Source organism: Azospirillum largimobile (assembly GCF_977007025.2).
The window spans coordinates 154317-172530 of record NZ_CDRMUA020000003.1; the positions used below are offsets into that span (position 1 = coordinate 154317).

17 protein-coding genes and 2 pseudogenes are annotated in these 18214 nt (G+C 65.5%); 6 read left to right on the forward strand and 13 right to left on the reverse strand.

The annotated features are described in order from the left end of the window. Nucleotides 1-59 precede the first annotated feature (59 nt). Entirely contained in the window at nt 60-1175 is a 1116-nt protein-coding gene (locus ACWPKK_RS18355; RefSeq protein WP_452008177.1) for an FAD-binding oxidoreductase, read from the reverse strand. A gap of 88 nt (nt 1176-1263) precedes the next feature. Continuing rightward, nucleotides 1264-2544, reverse strand: a complete 1281-nt coding sequence (locus ACWPKK_RS18360) for an aromatic ring-hydroxylating oxygenase subunit alpha (protein ID WP_452007008.1) — start codon at nt 2542-2544, stop codon at nt 1264-1266. 674 nt (nt 2545-3218) lie between these two features. Here ACWPKK_RS18360 and ACWPKK_RS18365 point away from each other — a divergent pair. Together ACWPKK_RS18365 and fae are read left to right on the forward strand one after the other, a co-directional pair. Beyond that, nucleotides 3219-4109, forward strand: a complete 891-nt coding sequence (locus ACWPKK_RS18365) for a glycine betaine ABC transporter substrate-binding protein (RefSeq protein WP_452007010.1) — start codon at nt 3219-3221, stop codon at nt 4107-4109. 235 nt (nt 4110-4344) lie between these two features. Further along, nucleotides 4345-4878 (forward strand): formaldehyde-activating enzyme, encoded by a 534-nt coding sequence (fae, locus tag ACWPKK_RS18370; protein ID WP_452007012.1) that lies wholly within the window; start codon nt 4345-4347, stop codon nt 4876-4878. 311 nt (nt 4879-5189) lie between these two features. Here the strand turns inward: fae and ACWPKK_RS18375 are convergent, their stop codons facing one another. The 3 genes from ACWPKK_RS18375 to ACWPKK_RS18385 form a co-directional block, all read right to left on the reverse strand. After that, entirely contained in the window at nt 5190-5366 is a 177-nt protein-coding gene (locus tag ACWPKK_RS18375) for a hypothetical protein (RefSeq protein ID WP_452007014.1), read from the reverse strand. 74 nt (nt 5367-5440) lie between these two features. Continuing rightward, nucleotides 5441-6304 carry a formyltetrahydrofolate deformylase gene (purU, locus tag ACWPKK_RS18380; protein ID WP_452007017.1) on the reverse strand — a complete coding sequence of 288 codons (864 nt, stop codon included), beginning with the start codon at nt 6302-6304 and terminating at the stop codon, nt 5441-5443. A gap of 39 nt (nt 6305-6343) precedes the next feature. Continuing rightward, nucleotides 6344-6874 carry a YbaK/EbsC family protein gene (locus tag ACWPKK_RS18385; protein ID WP_452007019.1) on the reverse strand — a complete coding sequence of 177 codons (531 nt, stop codon included), beginning with the start codon at nt 6872-6874 and terminating at the stop codon, nt 6344-6346. A 329-nt stretch (nt 6875-7203) separates the two neighbouring features. On the opposite strand from ACWPKK_RS18385, the pseudogene ACWPKK_RS18390 reads away from it, so the two are divergent. From ACWPKK_RS18390 to ACWPKK_RS18400, 3 genes and pseudogenes are all read left to right on the forward strand, one after another. Continuing rightward, a pseudogene (locus ACWPKK_RS18390) lies at nt 7204-7451 on the forward strand (FAD-dependent oxidoreductase); the annotation flags it as partial. 62 nt (nt 7452-7513) lie between these two features. Further along, nucleotides 7514-8788, forward strand: a complete 1275-nt coding sequence (glyA, locus tag ACWPKK_RS18395) for a serine hydroxymethyltransferase (protein WP_452007021.1) — start codon at nt 7514-7516, stop codon at nt 8786-8788. 63 nt (nt 8789-8851) lie between these two features. Then, nucleotides 8852-10258 carry an L-serine ammonia-lyase gene (locus ACWPKK_RS18400; RefSeq protein WP_452007023.1) on the forward strand — a complete coding sequence of 469 codons (1407 nt, stop codon included), beginning with the start codon at nt 8852-8854 and terminating at the stop codon, nt 10256-10258. Here the strand turns inward: ACWPKK_RS18400 and ACWPKK_RS18405 are convergent. Both ACWPKK_RS18405 and ACWPKK_RS18410 read right to left on the reverse strand, forming a co-directional pair. Continuing rightward, nucleotides 10256-10372, reverse strand: a pseudogene (locus ACWPKK_RS18405) (carboxymuconolactone decarboxylase family protein); the annotation flags it as partial. The gene ACWPKK_RS18400 and the pseudogene ACWPKK_RS18405 sit on opposite strands and share 3 nt — an antisense overlap. A gap of 51 nt (nt 10373-10423) precedes the next feature. Continuing rightward, nucleotides 10424-11638 (reverse strand): acetyl-CoA C-acyltransferase, encoded by a 1215-nt coding sequence (locus tag ACWPKK_RS18410; protein WP_452007025.1) that lies wholly within the window; start codon nt 11636-11638, stop codon nt 10424-10426. A 159-nt stretch (nt 11639-11797) separates the two neighbouring features. Here ACWPKK_RS18410 and ACWPKK_RS18415 point away from each other — a divergent pair, with 159 nt between their 5' ends. Beyond that, complete coding sequence (locus ACWPKK_RS18415; RefSeq protein ID WP_452007027.1) at nt 11798-12367, forward strand: TetR/AcrR family transcriptional regulator; 570 nt, start codon at nt 11798-11800, stop codon at nt 12365-12367. Between the two features lie 59 nt (nt 12368-12426). Here ACWPKK_RS18415 and ACWPKK_RS18420 read toward each other — a convergent pair whose 3' ends face one another. The 6 genes from ACWPKK_RS18420 to ACWPKK_RS18445 all read right to left on the reverse strand — a co-directional run bounded on the left by ACWPKK_RS18420 (nt 12427) and on the right by ACWPKK_RS18445 (nt 18190). Next, nucleotides 12427-13179, reverse strand: a complete 753-nt coding sequence (locus ACWPKK_RS18420; RefSeq protein ID WP_452007029.1) for an isochorismatase family protein — start codon at nt 13177-13179, stop codon at nt 12427-12429. Nucleotides 13180-13196: 17 nt separating this feature from the next. Further along, entirely contained in the window at nt 13197-14513 is a 1317-nt protein-coding gene (locus ACWPKK_RS18425; RefSeq protein WP_324868152.1) for a nicotinate phosphoribosyltransferase, read from the reverse strand. Between the two features lie 125 nt (nt 14514-14638). Continuing rightward, the gene (locus ACWPKK_RS18430; RefSeq protein WP_452007032.1) at nt 14639-15904 is read right to left on the reverse strand and encodes a bifunctional nicotinamide-nucleotide adenylyltransferase/Nudix hydroxylase; all 1266 of its coding nucleotides are present in this window, start codon (nt 15902-15904) and stop codon (nt 14639-14641) included. Then, nucleotides 15864-16202, reverse strand: a complete 339-nt coding sequence (locus ACWPKK_RS18435; protein ID WP_324868148.1) for a hypothetical protein — start codon at nt 16200-16202, stop codon at nt 15864-15866. The genes ACWPKK_RS18430 and ACWPKK_RS18435 overlap by 41 nt, the downstream gene beginning before the upstream one ends. A gap of 54 nt (nt 16203-16256) precedes the next feature. After that, nucleotides 16257-16844, reverse strand: a complete 588-nt coding sequence (locus tag ACWPKK_RS18440) for an Lrp/AsnC family transcriptional regulator (RefSeq protein ID WP_452007034.1) — start codon at nt 16842-16844, stop codon at nt 16257-16259. A gap of 32 nt (nt 16845-16876) precedes the next feature. Beyond that, on the reverse strand, nt 16877-18190 hold the full coding sequence (locus tag ACWPKK_RS18445) for an NAD(P)/FAD-dependent oxidoreductase (protein WP_452007036.1): 1314 nt from the start codon (nt 18188-18190) through the stop codon (nt 16877-16879). Nucleotides 18191-18214 lie beyond the last annotated feature (24 nt).

Consider the following 18214-nt stretch of genomic DNA (forward strand, 5'->3'; position numbering starts at 1 on the left):
TCCTTCGGAATGCTAGCGTCAGCGGCTTGCCCCCGGAAGACAAATAATCGGCGATGCTTCTAACGCTCTATTACCAGATCGCTGGTCGGGCGGCTGCAACAGAGCAGAATCAACCCTTGATCGATTTCCCGTTTGCGGATGCCGCCCGTATGGTTCATTTCCACAGTGCCGGAGATCAACTTCGTCTTGCAGGTTCCGCACAGCCCGCGCGAGCAGGAGGTCGGAACCCGGATGTCGGCCGACGCCGCCGCATCCGCCAGTGCCATGTCCGGCGGGCATGCGAAGACTTTGCCGGTCTTGGCGAACTCGACGCGGAATCCATCCGAAGGAGGCGCCTCCGGGGGCGGTGCGGCCTGGGCCGTCGGTTCTCCGGTGGCAAGCTCGGCCGACAGTTCCTCGAAGTTGAAGCTTTCCTGATGGTAGCGGCTCATGTCGAAGCCGCCCTCCTCCAGGAAGGCACGCACCGCTTTCATGAAGGGGCCGGGGCCGCAGACATAGACCTCCCGCTCCATGAAGTCCGGCGCGATCAGCCCCAGCATCGGCAGCGACAGCCGGCCGGTAAAGCCTGCCCAATGGGCCTCGGTGCCGATGCCCTCGCAGACATGGGCGACGCGCAGGCGGCGGCCGGGGCCGGTCAGCGCGTCCAGTTCGCGACGGAAGACGATGTCGGCCGGGGTCCGGGCGGCATGCACGAAGACGATGTCGTGATCCTCGCCCAGATCGTCGAAGGTCCGGGTCATCGACATCAGCGGCGTGACGCCGCTGCCGCCGGACAGGAACAGGAACTTGCGCGGAGCCCCGGACTCCCCAGGGCAATCCCCGGGGGTGAACTCGCCGAGCGGGCCGACCGCGCGGATGGTGTCGCCCGGCTTCAGAGTGTCGTGCAGCCAGTTCGACACTGGGCCGCCGGGCACGCGCTTGACGGTGATCGAGAGGCGGTGCGGCCGCGCGGCGGAAGAGGAGACGGTGTAGCTGCGGTGAATTGTTTCGCCGCCGATGGGCAGTTCCAGCGTGATGAACTGACCCGGCTTGAACCGGAACAGGCAAGGGTGCCTTGGCGCGAAGATGAAGGTCTTCACGTCGTGCGTTTCATCCCGAACCGCCCGGCATACCAGCGTGTCGTCGATTTCCGGATCCCAATTTCTGACCGAAGGCGGAGCCGCATCCTGCTGCATCGTCATCTCTCTCCCTGCGCGGTGAACCCATGGCCGTGACCGGGGGGTGGTCCCGGTTCGCTTCCGGCCAGGATGCCCTGGCGCCGCGTCATTCGGCGGCGACCCCCACTGCGGCCTGCTTGCCCAGCAGATGCTCGGCCATGCGGCCGACGTACCATTCCGCGAACTTCTCGACGAGCGGCTCGGTGTAGGGCGAATAGGGACCCGGCTCGTAGGCGGGGCTGAGGGCGCCGTTGTGCGAAATCTCGACCAGATCGGCATCCTGCTGGTTGGTCGCCTCCCACACCTCCGTCAGGCGGTCCAGGTCGTAATCGACGCCTTCCACCGCGTCCTTATGGACCAGCCAGCGGGTGCGTAGCAGGTTGCGGTCGGGTCCGAGCGGGAACACCGAGAAGGTGACGATGTGGTCACTCATGAAGTGGTTCCAGGAATTCGGCTGGGTCCAGAAGGACAGGGCGCCCAGCTTGCGCTCGGTGATCGAGCCCAGAAGCTTGTTGGAGGCGCAGCGGGTGTCCTTGGTGTGGGCCTCGCCGGCGCCGTCGAGCGGCAGGCGCTCGGCGCGGAAGCCTGTGGTGTCGGTCAGATGCTCGATCTCGCGGCTGGGGAATCCCGCCGCTTCCCAGCCGACGTGGCAGCTTTGCAGCAGCGCCTCGTATTTGGCGACATGCTCCATCCGCTTCGGGTTGGTGCCGTCGGGAGCGAAGCCGAAGCCGTATTCGAACAGCGGAACGGTCAGTTCCGGATGGTTGCCGACGCAGTGGTAGCATTCACGATTGTTCTCCATCGTGAGTTTCCAGTTGCCCTTTTCGATCAGGTCCACGGTCTTGGCGACCTTGCAGTTCCTGATGTCGTGCGGGAGGATGTAGGGCTCGATCATCGCCGCCATGCGGTCGATGTCGTCCGGGGCCTCCTCCGCCAGGCAGATGAAGATCAGGCCGCCGACCGAGCGGATATGGACCTTCTTCAGGTTTCGGCACTTGCGGTCGAAGTCCTTGCCCATGTGTTCGGCGAACAGAAGCTCGCCGTCCTGGCCATAGGTCCACTGGTGATAGCTGCACACCAGATTTCCGACCGAGGTCTTCTCCTGGAGGATGATGCGCGCACCGCGATGGCGGCAGACATTGTGAAAGGCGCGCAGTTCCATGTCGTCGTCGCGCATGACGATGACGGACGTCTTTCCGATATCCACCACCATCACGTCGCCCGGTTCAGGCACGTCCGGTTCCACACCCACATGCAGCCAGTGGCGGCCGAAGATGATCTCCATGTCCAGCTTGAAGATCTCTTCGCTGGTGTAGAACGGGGCTTCCAGGCTGTACCCTTTCTTGCGGCGCGTCAGCAGGGTTTCTATGGAAATCTCGGACGACATGGCGGTTGACCTCTTGCGGGAGTGGGGCCAGCGGGAATTGGGCACTGTATTCGCGGAACCGCTTCAACCTTGACCGGGCTGTGCTTTTCGCGATTCCACGACACACAGCCTGCCGCCCGCCGCGGCTCCTCGCGTTCTGGATTGCGACATCAACTTTAAAAAGGCCGACAGTCACTCCTGTCTTTTTGCGCAAGGCGGACGTCGCCAATAGTCGGTTTGCGACATGCCGCGATCATTCAAGAACGACGGCCGCTCCGTTCAAGCTCAAGGGCGGCAGATCTGCGGCGCCGTTTCTCTATTTCCCTGGCAGATTTCAAATATCCACCTGTAAAACGGACCGCATTCGCCGCCGGGATGGGGTTCACGCAGCGCTGTCGCAAATGCGATACGAAGTGCCGCTCTGATGAAAGTTTTTTGCTTTCAGGGCCCGCATTCTTCCTCAATCAACACTGATGCCAGCAACGGTTCGCATCGGTTGGAACCAGTTTCCCGCCTTTCCCTGAAGGGGGGTCGATCATCCGAGCAGCGGATGTGGATCCATCGCGCGATCGCCTTCACCGGTAACACGGAGGTGATCCACCGGGCCGCATGCACGCGTCCGTTCCAAGTCCCGGCACGGCGGAGCGCCCATACAGACAAGTCCAAACAAACAAACGATAAGAGGAGGCTTCTTGATGAAAATCTTCGGTAAAGCCTTGGGCATGCTGCTGTCGGCGGCCATGACGGTCGGTCTGGGGGCCGGTGTGATCGCCACCCCGGCGCTGGCCGCCGAGAAATCGGTCAACATCGGCTGGACCGCCTGGTCGGATGCAGAGGCGGTGACGAAACTCGCCAAAGCCGTGATCGAAGAGCGGTTCGGCTACAAGGTCGAACTGACCATGGCCGACATCGGCATCCAGTATCAGGGCATCGCCAGCGGCAAGTTGGACGCCATGCTGATGTCGTGGCAGCCGCTGACCCACAAGCCCTATCTCGACAAAGTCGGCAAGGATCTGGTCGATCTCGGCCCGCTCTACACCCGTGCCCGTCTGGGCTGGGTGGTGCCGGACTACATCCCCGTCGACCAGGTCAAATCCATCGAAGACCTGAAGAAGCCGGAGGTGCAGAAGCAGCTGGGCGGCAAGATCCAGGGCATCGATCCGGGGTCGGGGTTGATGCAGGCGTCGGAAAAGGCGCTGAAGACCTATGACCTGAAGGGAATGCAGCTGGTGTCGGCCAGCGACGCCGCGATGCTCGCCGCCCTGGAACGCGCCATGAAGCGCAACGAGTGGGTCGCCGTGACGAGCTGGAGCCCGCACTGGATGTTCGCCAACTGGAAGCTGCGCTATTTGGAGGATCCGAAGGGTGCGCTGGGTGGGTTGGAGAGCGTGAACGCCATCGTCCGCAAGGGCTTCTACCAGGATCATCCGGAGATTTACGAGTTCCTGAACCGGATGGTCCTGCCGATCGGCGACCTTGAGGCGATGATGCAGGAAGCCCGCCAGACCAGCTATGAGCAGGCGGTGGACAACTACATCAAGAACAACAGGACCCGGATCGATTACTGGGTCACCGGCAAGCTCTGACCTGCAGCCGCGCCACCGCCGCAAGAGCGGTGGCCGCGCACCCTTTCCCGCACCTGTCCATGGAGGCGGTCCGTTTCAAGCGCAGTCGCGTGACGGACGGCCGTCTCCAGTCATTCCCGCTTTCGGTCCTTCCGTGATCGGGCCATGATCGGGATCGTCGATGAACTCGTCAGCTCATAGGCAGGGCACCGCGTTGACCGGCGACCCAACCAATTTGCAAGAGAGCGATGAAGCCATGAGCAATCCGCTGTTCCGTGTCGGCGAGGCAACCGTATTCGCCAAGGAAGGCCAGTTCACCGACGCGATGCCCGAGATCGTGATCGGGACGGTCGATGGGCCGGCCGGGCACGCATTCGCCACCATGATGGGGCAAACCGCCGGCCATACCCGCATGTTCGCGGTGCGGGACTGCAACCAGATGGTTCGTCCGGCCACCATGATGGTGTCCAAGGTGACGATGAAGTCCAGCGCCTATGTCGATTTGTTCGGCGGCGTCGTCCAGGCCGCCACCGCCGACGCGGTGCTGGACTGCGTCATCGAAGGCGTTCTGCCACGCGACGGGATCAATGACCTCTGCATTCTGGTGATGGTCTGGATCGATCCCCGCTGCCCCACCGATCCGAACCTCGATCGCGCCGATCTCTATCGCACCAACTACGAGGCGACCAAGATCGCCATCGGCCGGGCGATGCGCAACGAACCCACCCTCGATGAGTTGATCGAGAACCGGCACAAGGTCCGGCACTTCATGCTCGATCCGCAGGAGTGACTCATCGGCGCAACGCAGCGAACGCTTGTTGTTCGGAGCACATCCTATCCTTCCGCAACCGAACGAAGAAGAGCCCGCCTCCAAGAAGGAGTGCGGGCTCTTTTCTGTCGTCAGTGCCGTGCCGACAGGTTCTCAAGATCTCGAAGGGCTGATTTCAGGCGCTGCTTCGCCCATGTCGCTCTTGCCGATTTCGCTCCCGAGCGTCTTCCCACTGGCCGGCACGCCGTCCAAAGGCCCCGGGATCGGCGCCCGGGGGAGGGAGTTGACCACATGTCGGGGCCGGCATTCCCGATCGGGCGGGAACGGCGTCCTTATCGGCGGTCGTCGCCGTTGCGGGTGCTGGCGAGGAAGGCTTCGACGGTGGCGAGCGCCATGCGGTCATCCTCGATGACGACATGGCGGCGCAATTCCTGCACAGCCGCGGCGAGGCCGCCCGACGCGAAGGCGCGGCGGACCGCCTGGGTGGCTTTATCGTCGATGAGCTGCAAGATCGGTGGACTCCTTGGCAAGAGGCCCGGCCCGGTCGCGTGCCCCCGCGCGACGCTGCGAGCGGGCCATGGGGTTACCGCAGGACGATTGCCCGATGGTCGTGGAGCATGACGCGCGCCTCGATGTGCAGCCGGATGGCGCGGGCCAGGACGACGCTTTCGACGTCGCGGCCGATGGCGACCAGATCGTCGGGCGACATGGAGTGATCGACGCGCGCCACCTCCTGCTCGATGATCGGTCCTTCGTCGAGATCGTCGGTGACGTAATGGGCGGTGGCGCCGATCAGCTTCACGCCACGCTTGTAGGCCTGATGATAGGGTTTTGCGCCTTTGAAGCTGGGCAGGAAGCTGTGATGGATGTTGATGACCCGCCCTGCCATCCGCGTGCAGAGATCCTGCGAGAGGACCTGCATGTAGCGGGCGAGCACGATCAGTTCGACGCCCAGCGTTTCCACGATCTCCATCAGGCGGATTTCCTGCTCCAGCTTGTTGCCGGGCGAGACAGGAAGGTGGTGGTAGGGAATGCCGTGCGATTCGACCTGGGACCGGAAGGCGTCGTGGTTGGAAACGACGCCGACGATGTCGATGGGCAGCGCTCCGATGCTGTGCCGGTACAGAAGGTCGTTCAGGCAATGGCCGAACTTCGACACCATGATGAGGATCTTCGGCCGCCGCCGGGCATCCCGCACCGTCAGGTTCATGGCGAAGCGGTTCACGATCGGCTGCAGGTCTTCAAGAAGAACGGCTTCGCTCCGGATCGTTTCCGGCGCGTCGAAGGCCATCCGCAGGAAGAAATGCTCCCCGTCGTGATCGACGAACTGCGCACTTTCGATGATGTCGCAGTTGCGGTCCGACAGGCAGGTCGAAATGGCGGAGATGATCCCAGGCCGGCTCAGGCAACTGACGGTCATGTAGAAGTGGTTTTGATTGGAACGCATCGCAGGTCTCGCGCCGAAGGAGATGGCCGGGGATGAAGGTCAGGCGAGATCGACGATCGTCGGCTCATACCCCAGCCGGCGCAGGAACGCCGACAATTCGTGGGGATGCATCGATAGCGTCGCGCGGTTCGTCATCGGGTGGAAATTGACGACTTCGCCGGCGAGAACGCGGCGCTCCAGCACCAGACGGACGCGGCGTTCCGTGTCCGCCACCAGGGCCAGCGGGCTCACCCCGCCCGGCTCGATCGACAGGACCTGCTCCAGCGTGACCGGCGAAGCGAAGGACAGCTTGGCCGAGCCGATGACCGGCGCCAGCTCCTTCATGTTCACCGACTGATCGTGCGGCAGCACGACCAGCCACAGAACGCCCTTGGCATCCTTCAAGAGCAGGTTCTTGGTGTGCACGCCGGGAACGCTGCGCCAGTGTTCCTCGGCGTCGGCGACGGTGCGCACCGGGGGATGGGCATGCAGCCGCATCGGCGTCGACGCGAGGGCGAGTTCCCGGCACAGTTCCTCGGGAATGCCGGCTTCACGCCAGTGCAGCTGCATGGTGTCGTTGTCGTCGAGCATTTTTGCCATCCTTGTCTGTCCGGCAAGCCGCGGAAGGGGATTGCCGAAGGGCGGGTCGCGGTCACGGTGGAGGCTCTGGGCTCACGAGCGCCATCTCAAGAGCGCCATTGGCGGCGGCGTTGCGCCGGGAGCCGCGTTCCTGACCGTTTCGTTGACCGCAGCATGGCGGAAGGATCCACCCGCCGATTGTACGGGTGCGTCACCGGCGTTGAATGATACCCCCCGGCGGACGCACCGTCGCACCGGTGACATCAAACTGACGCATCCATTCTGTCCAACAAAGGGACGCGTCGCGATACTGTCAGCACATCGAACTTCGCGGGGCTGCCATGACCCGCTTCCCGTTTTCCTCGCTGTGACCAACGCGCTGACCGGCAACAGGAACCGGCAGCCGCAATGACCCGACGCGGAACCGAAATCCGAATATGACGCCGTGATCGTCGGTGCGCGCGGGCATGGCCTGGGTGCCGCCTATCATCTCGCCAAGGAACACGGCATCACCAACGTCGCGGTGGTGGAGAAGGGCTGGCTCGGCGGCGGCAACACCGGCCGCAACACCACCATCATCCGCTCCAATGGGAACTCCTGCACGCCGTCAGCCGCGAAATCGCGCTCGGCATCCGATCGAGAGGATTGCACATGAACCGTCATCAGTCTTTGCCGAAGCCCGACCTCGCCGACACTGCCATCGCCGCGGCGATCGACCGCGAACTGAACCGCCAGAAATACGAGATCGAGCTGATCGCCTCGGAAAACATCGTCTCGGCGGACGTGCTGGCCGCCCAGGGCTCGGTCCTCACCAACAAGTATGCCGAAGGCTATCCGGGCCGCCGCTATTACGGCGGCTGCCAGTTCGTTGACGAGGTGGAGACCATCGCCATCGACCGCGCCAAGCAGCTGTTCGGCGCCGGCTTCGTCAACGTCCAGCCCCATTCGGGCGCCCAGGCCAACCAGGCGGTGTTCCTGGCCCTGCTGCAGCCGGGCGACCGCGTGATGGGCATGTCGCTGGCCCATGGCGGCCATCTGACCCATGGCTCGCCGGTGACGATGTCGGGCAAGTGGTTCGACATCGTCAGCTACGAGGTGCGCGAAAGCGACCAACTGATCGATTATGACGCTCTGCGCGCCAAGGCGCTGGAAACCAGGCCGAAACTGATCGTCGCCGGTGCGTCGGCCTATCCGCGGGTGATCGATTTTGCCGAGTTCCGCCGCATCGCCGACGAGGTCGGCGCCTATCTGATGGTGGACATGGCCCATTACGCCGGGCTGGTCGCCACCGGCCAATATCCGGACCCGATGCCGCATGCCCATGTGGTCACCACCACCACGCACAAGACCCTGCGGGGCCCTCGCGGCGGCATGATCCTGACCAATGACGAGGCGCTGGCCAAGAAGTTCAATTCGGCGGTGTTCCCGGGCAACCAGGGCGGCCCGCTGATGCATGTGATCGCCGCAAAGGCGGTCGCCTTCGGCGAAGCGCTGACCCCGGAGTTCAAGGCCTATGCCGCCCAGGTGGTCGCCAACGCCAGGGTGCTGTCCGACGCGCTGGTGAAGGGCGGGCTGGACATCGTGTCCGGCGGCACCGACTGCCATATGGTGCTGGTCGACCTGCGGCCGAAGGGCGTCAAGGGCCGCGATGCGGAACGCGCGCTGGAGCGGGCCGGCCTGACCTGCAACAAGAACGCGATCCCCTTCGATCCGGAAAAGCCGGCGGTTACCTCCGGCATCCGGCTGGGCACCGCGGCGGGCACCACCCGCGGCTTCGGCGAGGCGGAGTTCACGCGCATCGGTGAGCTGATCCTGACCGTCGTCGACGCCCTCGCCACCGCCGGACCGGACGGCAATGCCGAGGTCGAGAAGCGCGTGCATGGCGAGGTTCGCGAATTGTGCGAACGTTTCCCGATCTACGGCTGACCCGTCCTTCTCCTGTTGGGCAACCCTGCTTGTGCCAACGGACTTGACCTGACGAGGCGCGCGATGTTTCTCAGCGTTTTCGATGTGTTCAAGATCGGCATTGGCCCGTCGTCGTCGCACACGATGGGCCCGATGACCGCGGCGGTGCGGTTCCTCGACATGTTGCGGGCGCAGGCGGATGCGGTGCCCGCGGCGATCCCGGCGGCGATCCCGGCGGCGATCCGGGTGCGGCTCCACGGCTCGCTTGCCTTCACCGGCAAGGGGCATGCGACGGACCGTGCCGTGCTGCTGGGACTTCTCGATTACCGGCCGGACAACCTCGACGTTGACGAAGCCGAAGAACGCATTGCCGAGCTTTGGCGGACGCGGAGGGTCCACCCCGGCGGCCTGCCGGAGCTGGGCTTCGATCCGGAAGCCGACCTGATCTTCGACTTCGGGCCGCCGTTGCCGGGCCATGCCAACGGATTGGTCTTCCAGGCGCTGGACCGGGCCGGCAGGGTGGTGCTGTCGGAAATCTTCTATTCCATCGGCGGTGGCTTCGTCGTCACGGCGGTGGAGCGGGAGTCCCCGCCGGCGGCGTTCGAAAACGAGTCCGCAGGCTGGCCCTATCCCTTCCACAACGCCGCAGCGATGCTGCGGATGTCGCGGGAAAGCGGTGCGTCGATCGCCGAGATGAAGCGCGCCAATGAGGTCGTCGTCCGCTCCGCCGCCGAGGTGGAGGAGAAGCTTGGCGACATCTGGGCGGCGATGAACGGCTGCATCGAGCGTGGCCTCAGCCTGGACGGCCAGCTGCCCGGCAGCCTGAAGGTGAAACGGCGGGCCAAGGCCATCCACCAGCAGCTTTTACGCGAACGCGGGGCGAATTCCAGCCAGCCGCATGTCGCGTCGGACTGGCTCGCCGTCTATGCGATGGCGGTCAACGAGGAGAATGCGGCCGGTGGCAAGGTGGTGACCGCGCCCACCAACGGAGCGGCGGGTGTGGTGCCGGCGGTGATCCGCTATTATCTCGATCATTGTTCCGGAGCGGAACCGGCGAAGGTTGCCGATTTCCTGCTGACCGCCGCGGCGATCGGTGGCCTGATCAAGCACAACGCGTCGATTTCCGGGGCGGAGGCTGGTTGCCAGGGCGAGGTCGGGTCGGCCGCGGCCATGGCCGCGGCGGGCCTGTGCGCCGTGCTGGGCGGAACGCCGGAACAGGTGGAGAATGCGGCGGAAATCGCACTGGAGCACCACCTCGGCATGACCTGCGATCCCGTCGCCGGTCTGGTCCAGGTGCCTTGCATCGAACGCAACGCCATCGGCGCGACCAAGGCCGTGGCCGCCGCTTCCCTGGCATTGCGCGGAGATGGTCAGCACTTCATGCCGCTCGACAACTGCATTCAGGCGATGCGGCAGACCGGCGAGGAAATGAGCACCAAGTTCAAAGAGACCAGTCTGGGCGGGCTTGCGGTGAATCTGCCGGAGTGCTGATATCTCCTCCCGGGGGGCGCCGTACTTGATCGCCGCTTCGGTATGAACGGCGATACAGCCGTCGCAGCGGATGCTGACGGCGACCGCCAGCGCGATCAATTCCCGGGATATGGCAGGCGCGATATGGAAGGATGCGCCCGCCATCTGGACGCTGTTCCGGGCGCCTCATCCGACCCTTTCGATGGCGATGGCCGTGGCTTCTCCGCCGCCGATGCACAGCGACGCGACACCCCGGGTCAACCCGCGCGCTGCCAGCGCGTGCAGCAGAGTCACGACCAGCCGTGCCCCGGTGGCACCGATCGGATGGCCGAGCGCACATGCGCCACCATTGACGTTCAGGCGGTCGGGCGCGATGCCCAGGTCACGCCGGGCCGCCATGGCGACAACGGCGAAGGCTTCGTTGATCTCGAACAGGTCGACATCGCCCACCGACCAGCCGACCTTGTCCAGCAATTTGCGGATCGCCGGGATCGGGGCGGTGGTGAACCAGGCCGGATCCTGGCTGTGGGTGGCATGGCCGCGGATTTCCGCCAGGATCGGCAGTCCGGCCGCCTCGGCGACCGATTGCCGGGTCAGCACCAGCGCGGCGGCGCCGTCGGCATTGGCGGACGAACTGGCGGCGGTGATCGTTCCATCGCGGCGGAAGGCCGGCTTCAGCGCCGGGATCTTGTCGGGCGAGACCTTCAGCGGGTTCTCGTCCTGCCCGACCAACCGCTCCCCGCCCTTGGCCGGGACGGCGACCGGCACGATCTCGGCAGCGAAGGCTCCGCTCTCCACTGCTTTGCGGGCGCGGGTCAGCGTCTCGGCCGCATAGGCGTCCTGTTCGGCGCGGGTGAATCCGTAGGCATCGGCCGTCGCCTCGCCGAAATCACCCATGGCGCGGCCGCCCTCATAGGCGTCCTCCAGCCCGTCCAGCATCATGTGGTCCAGCAGCCGGTCGTGACCGATGCGGTAGCCGCCGCGCGCCTTCGCCAGCAGATAGGGGGCGTTGGACATCGACTCCATGCCGCCGGCCACCACGATGTCGGCCGATCCGGCACGGATCAGGTCATGGGCCAGCATGGTGGCCTTCATGCCGGACCCGCAGACCTTGTTGATCGTCGTGGCGCCCGTCGCATCGGGCAATCTGGCTCCATGGGCCGCTTGCCGGGCCGGCGCCTGCCCCTGTCCGGCGGGCAGCACGCAGCCCATCAGCACCTCGTCGATGCCGGCGGACGGTAGCCCTGCGCGCTGCACCGCCGCGGCAATGGCGCGGGCGCCGAGTTCTGTTGCCGGCAGCGCCGCCAAGTCCCCCTGGAAACGCCCGAGCGGCGTACGAACGGCGGACACGATGACGACGGGGTCCTGGCTGGATGGGGCTCGGCTGAGGTCGTTCTGCATGGTCGCGGTCTCCGGATTGGTCATGTCCCGTGGGGAAACGGTTAAATGATAATCGTCATGTTTGCATAATTGATGATGGCCGTCATATAATTTGTCAATGGTTCCCGCGGAGTTTTCGGCGAGAGACGCCGGTCGGGCTCCGGCTACGGAAGGTGCATCATGCGGGTGAGCAAGGAACAGGCGGCGGAAAACCGGCGCCGGGTCGTGGAGGTGGCAAGCGCCCTGTTCCGCGAACGCGGCTTCAACGGCATCGGCGTCGCCGACCTGATGAAGGAGGCTGGACTGACCCATGGCGGTTTCTATGGGCAGTTCGCGTCCAAGGAGGATTTGGCTGCGGAGGCCTGCGCCAGCGCGATGGAGGTCACGGCACGGCGCTGGACCAGGACGTCGGAGACGAAGGGCGAAGATGCCCTGACGGCGATGCTTGAAAGCTATCTGTCCCCGCTGCACCGCGATCACAGTGCTGCCGGCTGCCCCATCGCGGCGCTGGGCGTCGATGTGGCCAGACAGGGAGGCGTCGCGCGCAGCGCCTTCACACGGGGATTGCGCCCCTTCATCGACCTGCTGCAGCGGCTGGTGCCGGGCAGCTCGGAGGAGGCGAAGCGCAAGGCGGCGCTCGCCACCCTGTCCGGCATGGTCGGCGCCCTGATCCTCGCCCGTGCCGTCGATGACCCCAACCTGTCGGACGAGATCCTGGAGGCGGCATGCACCAGCCTGACCAAGCCCTGAGCGGTGCATCCTCAGGCCTTGAAGAAGGCCAATATGCGGAAAGAGCCGGCTCGTCCGTCTTACGGGGTTTTAAGGAGAAGCTCGTCGGCGATGACCGCGCCGCTCGCCTGCATCAGATAAAGCCCGATGTGGTGGGCGACCATCTGCGGGTGGGCCGCGGTGTCGGGCAGGCCGAGGACGCGGGCCGTGGCGAGCGGCAGGTCGTAGGTGGCGCATCCCGGCTCATACACGACGATCTCGCGCAGCGGCCCGGTCATGCCGTGGTTGCGCGCCGACAGCAGGGCCTGCACCGCCTGGAGCACGCAGATGTCGGTGCAGATGCCGTCCACCACCAGCGTTTCGATGCCGTTTCCCGCGATCCAGTCGAACAGCCGGTTCCGGCCGGTCGCGAGGTCGGTCGTCCCGACCACGCCGTTGATGCAGTCCTTGCGCATCAGCGTGACGCCGGGGGCGCCGTCCAGCCACGACAATTCCTCGACCAGATCCTCTTCGCCGGTGCCGGCTTCGCAGTGGGGCGGGTAGGGATGCTCGGGCTTGCCCGGTTCATGGGTGTCCAGGAACACCGCGATGGGGTGGCCGGCCTCGATGAACAGCCGGTTGGTGCGGTCGATCTCGGCGATCATGCGGGTGACCTGGGCGTTGGCCGATGGCGGCGCCAGATTGCCGCCGCCGATGGCGGCGAAGCCCTTCACCGGATCGACGTCGAGCTTTCCAACCCGCTTTCCGGCCAGGGCCACGGTGGTCCTGCGCACCGGCAGTGTGGCCGCGACGGCCTCCAGCGCGGCGGCCGGGCTGATGATCGGTTCGGTCATGATGCGTCTCCTCAGGTTCAGACCAGTACGGGCACGTTCGCGACGCCCTCGGTGCCGAAGATGGCGCGGTAGCGGGCGACCTCGGAGGCCGGCCCGGTGGCCTTCTCGTAATTGTCGCTGAGCTTGACCGCTCCCTTCCAGGCGCCGTCCACCTCGACCGCCGTCACCTTGCAGACGAGGCTCAGCGGATCGAGCCCTTGGCCGTTGCGCGGATGGCAGCCCCGGAAGTCCGAGGTCAGCAGGGTGCCCCAGCCGTAGCCGTCGCGGATGCGGCCGCCGAAGGTCCGGTGGAGCCGCAGGATGTCCTCGACGTCCAGCCCGTCGCTGAACAGAACGCGCTTCTCCCGCGGATCGCGGCCATGCCGCTCCAGCCAGGCGATGTATTCCTCGCCCGCGGCCACCGGTTCCTTGCTGTCCACCCGCATGCCGGTCCAGTCCGCCACCAGGTCCGGCGCGTTCCTCAGGAACTGGGTCGATCCGAAGGTGTCGGGCAGGAACACCAGCATCGCGCCGCCATAGGTCTCCTGCCACAGCCGCAGGACTTCGTACTGTGCGGCGCGCAGGTCGTCTTCGGTCCGCGCCAGCGCTGCGACCGTCGTCGGCAGCTCGTGCGCGTTGGTGCCGATGGCCTCCAGATCGTGCTTCATGGCGAGGTGGGTGTTGGAGGTGCCGATGAAGCGCGGGCCGAGTTCGGCCGCCATCGTCTCCACGACATATTCCTGCCAGAGGAAGCTGTGCCGCCGCCGCGTGCCGAAATCCGAGAGGCTGAGGTGTTCGAGCGGGCGCAACCGTTCGATCTTGTCCCAGAGGCGGACCTTGGCGCGGGCGTAGAGGATGTCGAGTTCGGTTTCCGTCATGCTCGCCAGCGCGGCGCGCGTCTTCAGTTCGTTGATGATGCTGAGCGCGTAGATTTCCCACATCGTCGTCATTGCCCACGACCCCTCGAAATCCAGGCGCCATTGGCCGTCCTCCTCCGACAGCCGGTAGTCGGGCAGGGCGAATCCATCGGCGAGCCAGGCTACGAACTCGGGCCGGAAGATCCCGCGCTGGCCGTAGAAGGTGTTGCCCTGGAGCCAGACCGCTTCGGACCGCTTCAGGCGCAGCGAGCGCACATTGTCGAGCTGGCGGCGCAGCTCGGCCTCGTCGATGATCCGGGCGAGCTTCACCGACCGGGTGCGGTTGATCAGGCTGAAGCGGACCTTCACGTCGCGGAAATGCCGCCAGATGAACTGCAGCATCGCCAGCTTGTACCAGTCGGTGTCGAGCAGCGAGCGGACGATGAAGTCGGTGGCGAAATTGTGGTTGTGGGCGCGGCTGCTGAAATTGACGAGCATGGCTGAAACCTCCTGTTCTCGGCTGACCGGGGCACAGCCCGTACTGTTTGGTGGCCGGCGGGCGCCGGCCCGGCCCGTGGGTCCGCGCGGCGATGACGACGCCCGGCGGCTGACGGACAGCGCGTTCAGGCGTTGGACGAGGCGATCAAGGTTTGAATGATGTGGAAGTGATCTTCGAACATCCGTTCGGGATCGATTTCCGCGATCGGCATCCAGCGCGCCGATTTGGCGTCGTCACCACCACGCACCTTGGGGAAGCCTTCGTCGGTGGCCTTGAGTTGGATGAGGAAGGCCTGGGTCACCGTGCGCCCGCGCGACGAGCGGTAGGGGTGATCGAAGATCTGGCTGGCGCGGATGCCGCCCTCCAGGAAGCCCGCCGGAATCTTGAGCTTCGTCTCTTCCCGCAACTCCCGGATCATGGCGTCCTTGATCCGCTCATGCTGACCGACGAAGCCGCCGGGGAGGGCCAGCAGGCCGCGTCCGGGCAGGCCCCGGCGTTCGACCAGCAGGACATGCCCGGACAGGACCACCACGGCATCGGCGGTCAGAAAGGTCGGAGGGTAGGGAGCGTTGGCCCACCCGGACTTGTATTTGGCGATGTAGGCGCTTTCCTCTGCCAGCCGCTTGTACTCGTCGGTGTGCGCGAACTCCGCCATGAAGGCGGCGACATTCGCGGGCAGCGCCTCCTTCCACGTCTCCAGCGCCGCCGGCGCGTCGATGAAATAGGCATCGCGGATGGGTGTGGCCGAAATCCCCCGGCAGTTCATGCATTCCACGGCGCCCCATTGCGGGAACATGCGCAGATAGTAGCTGCTGTGGTCCTTCGAATGGCCGATCAGGCCGACCCCGGGGGCCGAGCCGTCGGCAGGCCGGTGGTGCTGCACGACGACGCCGTGCACCGCGGCCTGAACATCGCGGATCCATTCCAGGTCGTTGTAGCGGTCGATCAGGGGAAGCACCGTGATGCGCTCGCACTCTTCCGGTGTGAAGGCTCCCGCTATGCAGGAGCGAACCTCTTCGAAGCGGAAGGGATTGCGGTGGCTGCGCGCCTGACGCGAGGATCCGACCAGCACGATCAGATGCCGCCCCAGCGACAGGGCCTGCTGCATGACGGCGAGATGGCCGAGATGGAAGGGACGGAAGCGGCCGACGAAGACCAGGAAATCAAACTTCAGGGCTCCGGACTCGCGTCCGGTGATGGTGATGGGTGGCATGCTCAGCAAGCTCCTTGCTGAAAGAACGCCGCAGTCTATCTGCGGCACACTGACGATACGGCCGAGGCAGACGTTTCTCAAGCCCTGGATATGCTCTTTGGGAGCAATACGGTTGGCGACGCCGCGCAGCCGGGATTCAGAGGTCGCCTGCGCTGACGATACGGAACCAGGCGGCATAGGGTGTGGTCCGGATCATGTGCCGGTTCAGATCCGGCGCACCATCGGACCACCAGACAGGTCCCCGCTCGCCGAGAGCCTGTTTGGCCTGATCGACGGCGGCGTGGGCCGCCGCTTCCGCGCTGCGGTCGGCAGAACGCCGTGCGGCCGCCACGGCCCGGCGGGCCCGCATCAGATCGGCGATCAGGCCGGCGCGAGCCTCATCGGACAAGGCCGGGTTGGCCGCACGCCACAGACGTCCGCGCACCACGATGTAGCGGCCGTCGGGGGTGGTGAGCGGGCTGGGCTTGGTGGACAAGAGAAACCTCCGACGCGTCTGCTGTGTGAACAGCGCAGGCATCGAAACGGCGCGTCAATCCGCGGCCCGGTCATCCCCGCTTCCGCCCGGCGATGCACCCACCGCGTCGGCGTCATGTCCCGATGCCGGCAGATCGCCGGCATTCTCGAGCAGATTGGCTCCCATCCTGCCCATGAAGGCGAGCCGGCGGTCGAATTTCGTCTCCATGACGATGCACGACGTGGTGCGGACGACGCCCTTGATCATGTTGATCCGCGTCAGTTCGGTGTTCAGCTTCTCCAGTGTTTCCGTGGCGACATGGATGACGAAATCCCAGTCACCGGAAATGGCGTACACCGCCTGCACCGCCTCCATCGTCCGCATCTGGGCGATGACGTCGGAATAGGTCTTGTTGTTGCAGACCGCCATGGTGAAGCAGTTCACCGTGTAGATCAGCTTGCTGTGGTTGATGCGGACCGAATAGCCCTCGATCACGCCGGCGCTTTCCAGCCGCTGGATACGCTCCTGCAGGGCCGTCCGCGACACGCCGATCTTGCGGGCGAGCGCGGAGGTCGGTTCCCGCGCGTTCTTCTGCAACAGGGCGAGGAGTTGCTTGTCCTTGTCCGTCAGGCGGAAACCCTGTTCGTTGCCCGGCCCAGACATACCCTCATCCCCTCGCATCGGTGGCCGATCCCTTAAGAACCCTGGCGCCGGGATCGCGACTCCTGCCAGAAGTCCATCAGGCGCAGTCCCGCATAGACCATTTCCGCGGCAGGGGGGCCGAAGATACCGCCATTCCAGGTCAAACCGTAAGGGGCGAAAAACCGAATCCGGTCGCTTTCGCCGGTGATCGCCTCGGCAACGACGCGCCCGCCGATCGGCGCCGTGTTCATGCCATGCCCGCCGAAGGACGAACAGCTCCACAACCCTTCTTCAACTTTGGCGATATGCGGCATTTTGTGGCGCGCGTATCCCATCAAGCCCGACCATGCCTTTTCGATCCGCACATCGGCAAGCCCGGGGAAGACCCCGCTGATATCCCGGCGCAGCAGGGCGGCGAGGCGCTTTTCGTCCTGTTCATAGCGGGTGGTGATCCGTCCGCCCCACAGCAGGCGGTCGCCGTCGACGATGCGGTAATAGTCGGAGGAACGACGGTCATCACCGACAGCGTCGGTGGTCGCGACGAAATCCGCCAGTCGGTCGCCCAGCCGCTCGGTCAGCACGACATAGGTGGCGATCGGCAGGAAGGCCCGGCGCAAGGGACCGAACTCCGGACCGCCGTAGCCGCCGCCGCACATCACCACGTCGTGGCACATGACCGAACCGTCCACCGTATCCACCCGCCAGCGGCCGCCGGGGCCGGGCGTGTCGGTGCGGCTCATGCCGATCATGGCGGTGCCCTCGAACAGCCGCCCGCCGGCGCCGGCGATCAGGTCGGCAAGGCCGAGGCAGTAGTTCAGCGGGTGGAAATGGAAGCCGACCGGGTCGCGCAGGGCCTGGAAATAGATGTCGCTTTTCAGCAGGCCGCGCAGCGTCGGGCGGTCGATGTAGGCGAACTCATAGCCGTAGGTCCGCGCCATGTGGTCGCGGTGGCGCTGCAACTGGTCCGCCGCCTCATAGCGGGTGACGCCGAGCTTCCCCGTGGTCGGATTGCAGCCGGGCAAGGAATAGCCGGCGATGGTGTCGCGGACGATCTCGACGCCCTCCACCGAAAGGCCGAACAGCGCGCGGGCATGATCCCGGCCGCAGCGGGCCTCGATGGTCCGCAGCCCCTCCGACCAGCCCTGCAGGACGAAGCCGCCGTTGCGGCCGGATGCTCCCCAACCGATCCGCTGCGCCTCCAGCAGCGCGACCGAACGGCCGCGCCGGATCAGTTCCCAGGCCGTGGACAGGCCGGCCAAGCCGCCGCCGATCACGCAGACGTCGGCCGTCACCGTACCGCGCAGAGGGGCGTGGTCGCTCGCCGGTCGGCGGGTGGCGCTGTAATAGGTGTTCGGGTAGTCACGCATGCCGGTTGGGTTCCGTTTGCCGGA

Coding starts and splice junctions, on each gene's coding strand:
- ACWPKK_RS18355 (WP_452008177.1), bottom strand. CDS start 1,175: ATGCAGCAGGATGCGGCTCCGCCTTCGGTCAGAAATTGGGATCCGGAA.
- ACWPKK_RS18360 (WP_452007008.1), bottom strand. CDS start 2,544: ATGTCGTCCGAGATTTCCATAGAAACCCTGCTGACGCGCCGCAAGAAA.
- ACWPKK_RS18365 (WP_452007010.1), top strand. CDS start 3,219: ATGAAAATCTTCGGTAAAGCCTTGGGCATGCTGCTGTCGGCGGCCATG.
- fae (WP_452007012.1), top strand. CDS start 4,345: ATGAGCAATCCGCTGTTCCGTGTCGGCGAGGCAACCGTATTCGCCAAG.
- purU (WP_452007017.1), bottom strand. CDS start 6,304: ATGCGTTCCAATCAAAACCACTTCTACATGACCGTCAGTTGCCTGAGC.
- ACWPKK_RS18385 (WP_452007019.1), bottom strand. CDS start 6,874: ATGCTCGACGACAACGACACCATGCAGCTGCACTGGCGTGAAGCCGGC.
- glyA (WP_452007021.1), top strand. CDS start 7,514: ATGAACCGTCATCAGTCTTTGCCGAAGCCCGACCTCGCCGACACTGCC.
- ACWPKK_RS18400 (WP_452007023.1), top strand. CDS start 8,852: ATGTTTCTCAGCGTTTTCGATGTGTTCAAGATCGGCATTGGCCCGTCG.
- ACWPKK_RS18410 (WP_452007025.1), bottom strand. CDS start 11,638: ATGCAGAACGACCTCAGCCGAGCCCCATCCAGCCAGGACCCCGTCGTC.
- ACWPKK_RS18415 (WP_452007027.1), top strand. CDS start 11,798: ATGCGGGTGAGCAAGGAACAGGCGGCGGAAAACCGGCGCCGGGTCGTG.
- ACWPKK_RS18420 (WP_452007029.1), bottom strand. CDS start 13,179: ATGACCGAACCGATCATCAGCCCGGCCGCCGCGCTGGAGGCCGTCGCG.
- ACWPKK_RS18425 (WP_324868152.1), bottom strand. CDS start 14,513: ATGCTCGTCAATTTCAGCAGCCGCGCCCACAACCACAATTTCGCCACC.
- ACWPKK_RS18430 (WP_452007032.1), bottom strand. CDS start 15,904: ATGCCGCCTGGTTCCGTATCGTCAGCGCAGGCGACCTCTGAATCCCGG.
- ACWPKK_RS18440 (WP_452007034.1), bottom strand. CDS start 16,844: ATGTCTGGGCCGGGCAACGAACAGGGTTTCCGCCTGACGGACAAGGAC.
- ACWPKK_RS18445 (WP_452007036.1), bottom strand. CDS start 18,190: ATGCGTGACTACCCGAACACCTATTACAGCGCCACCCGCCGACCGGCG.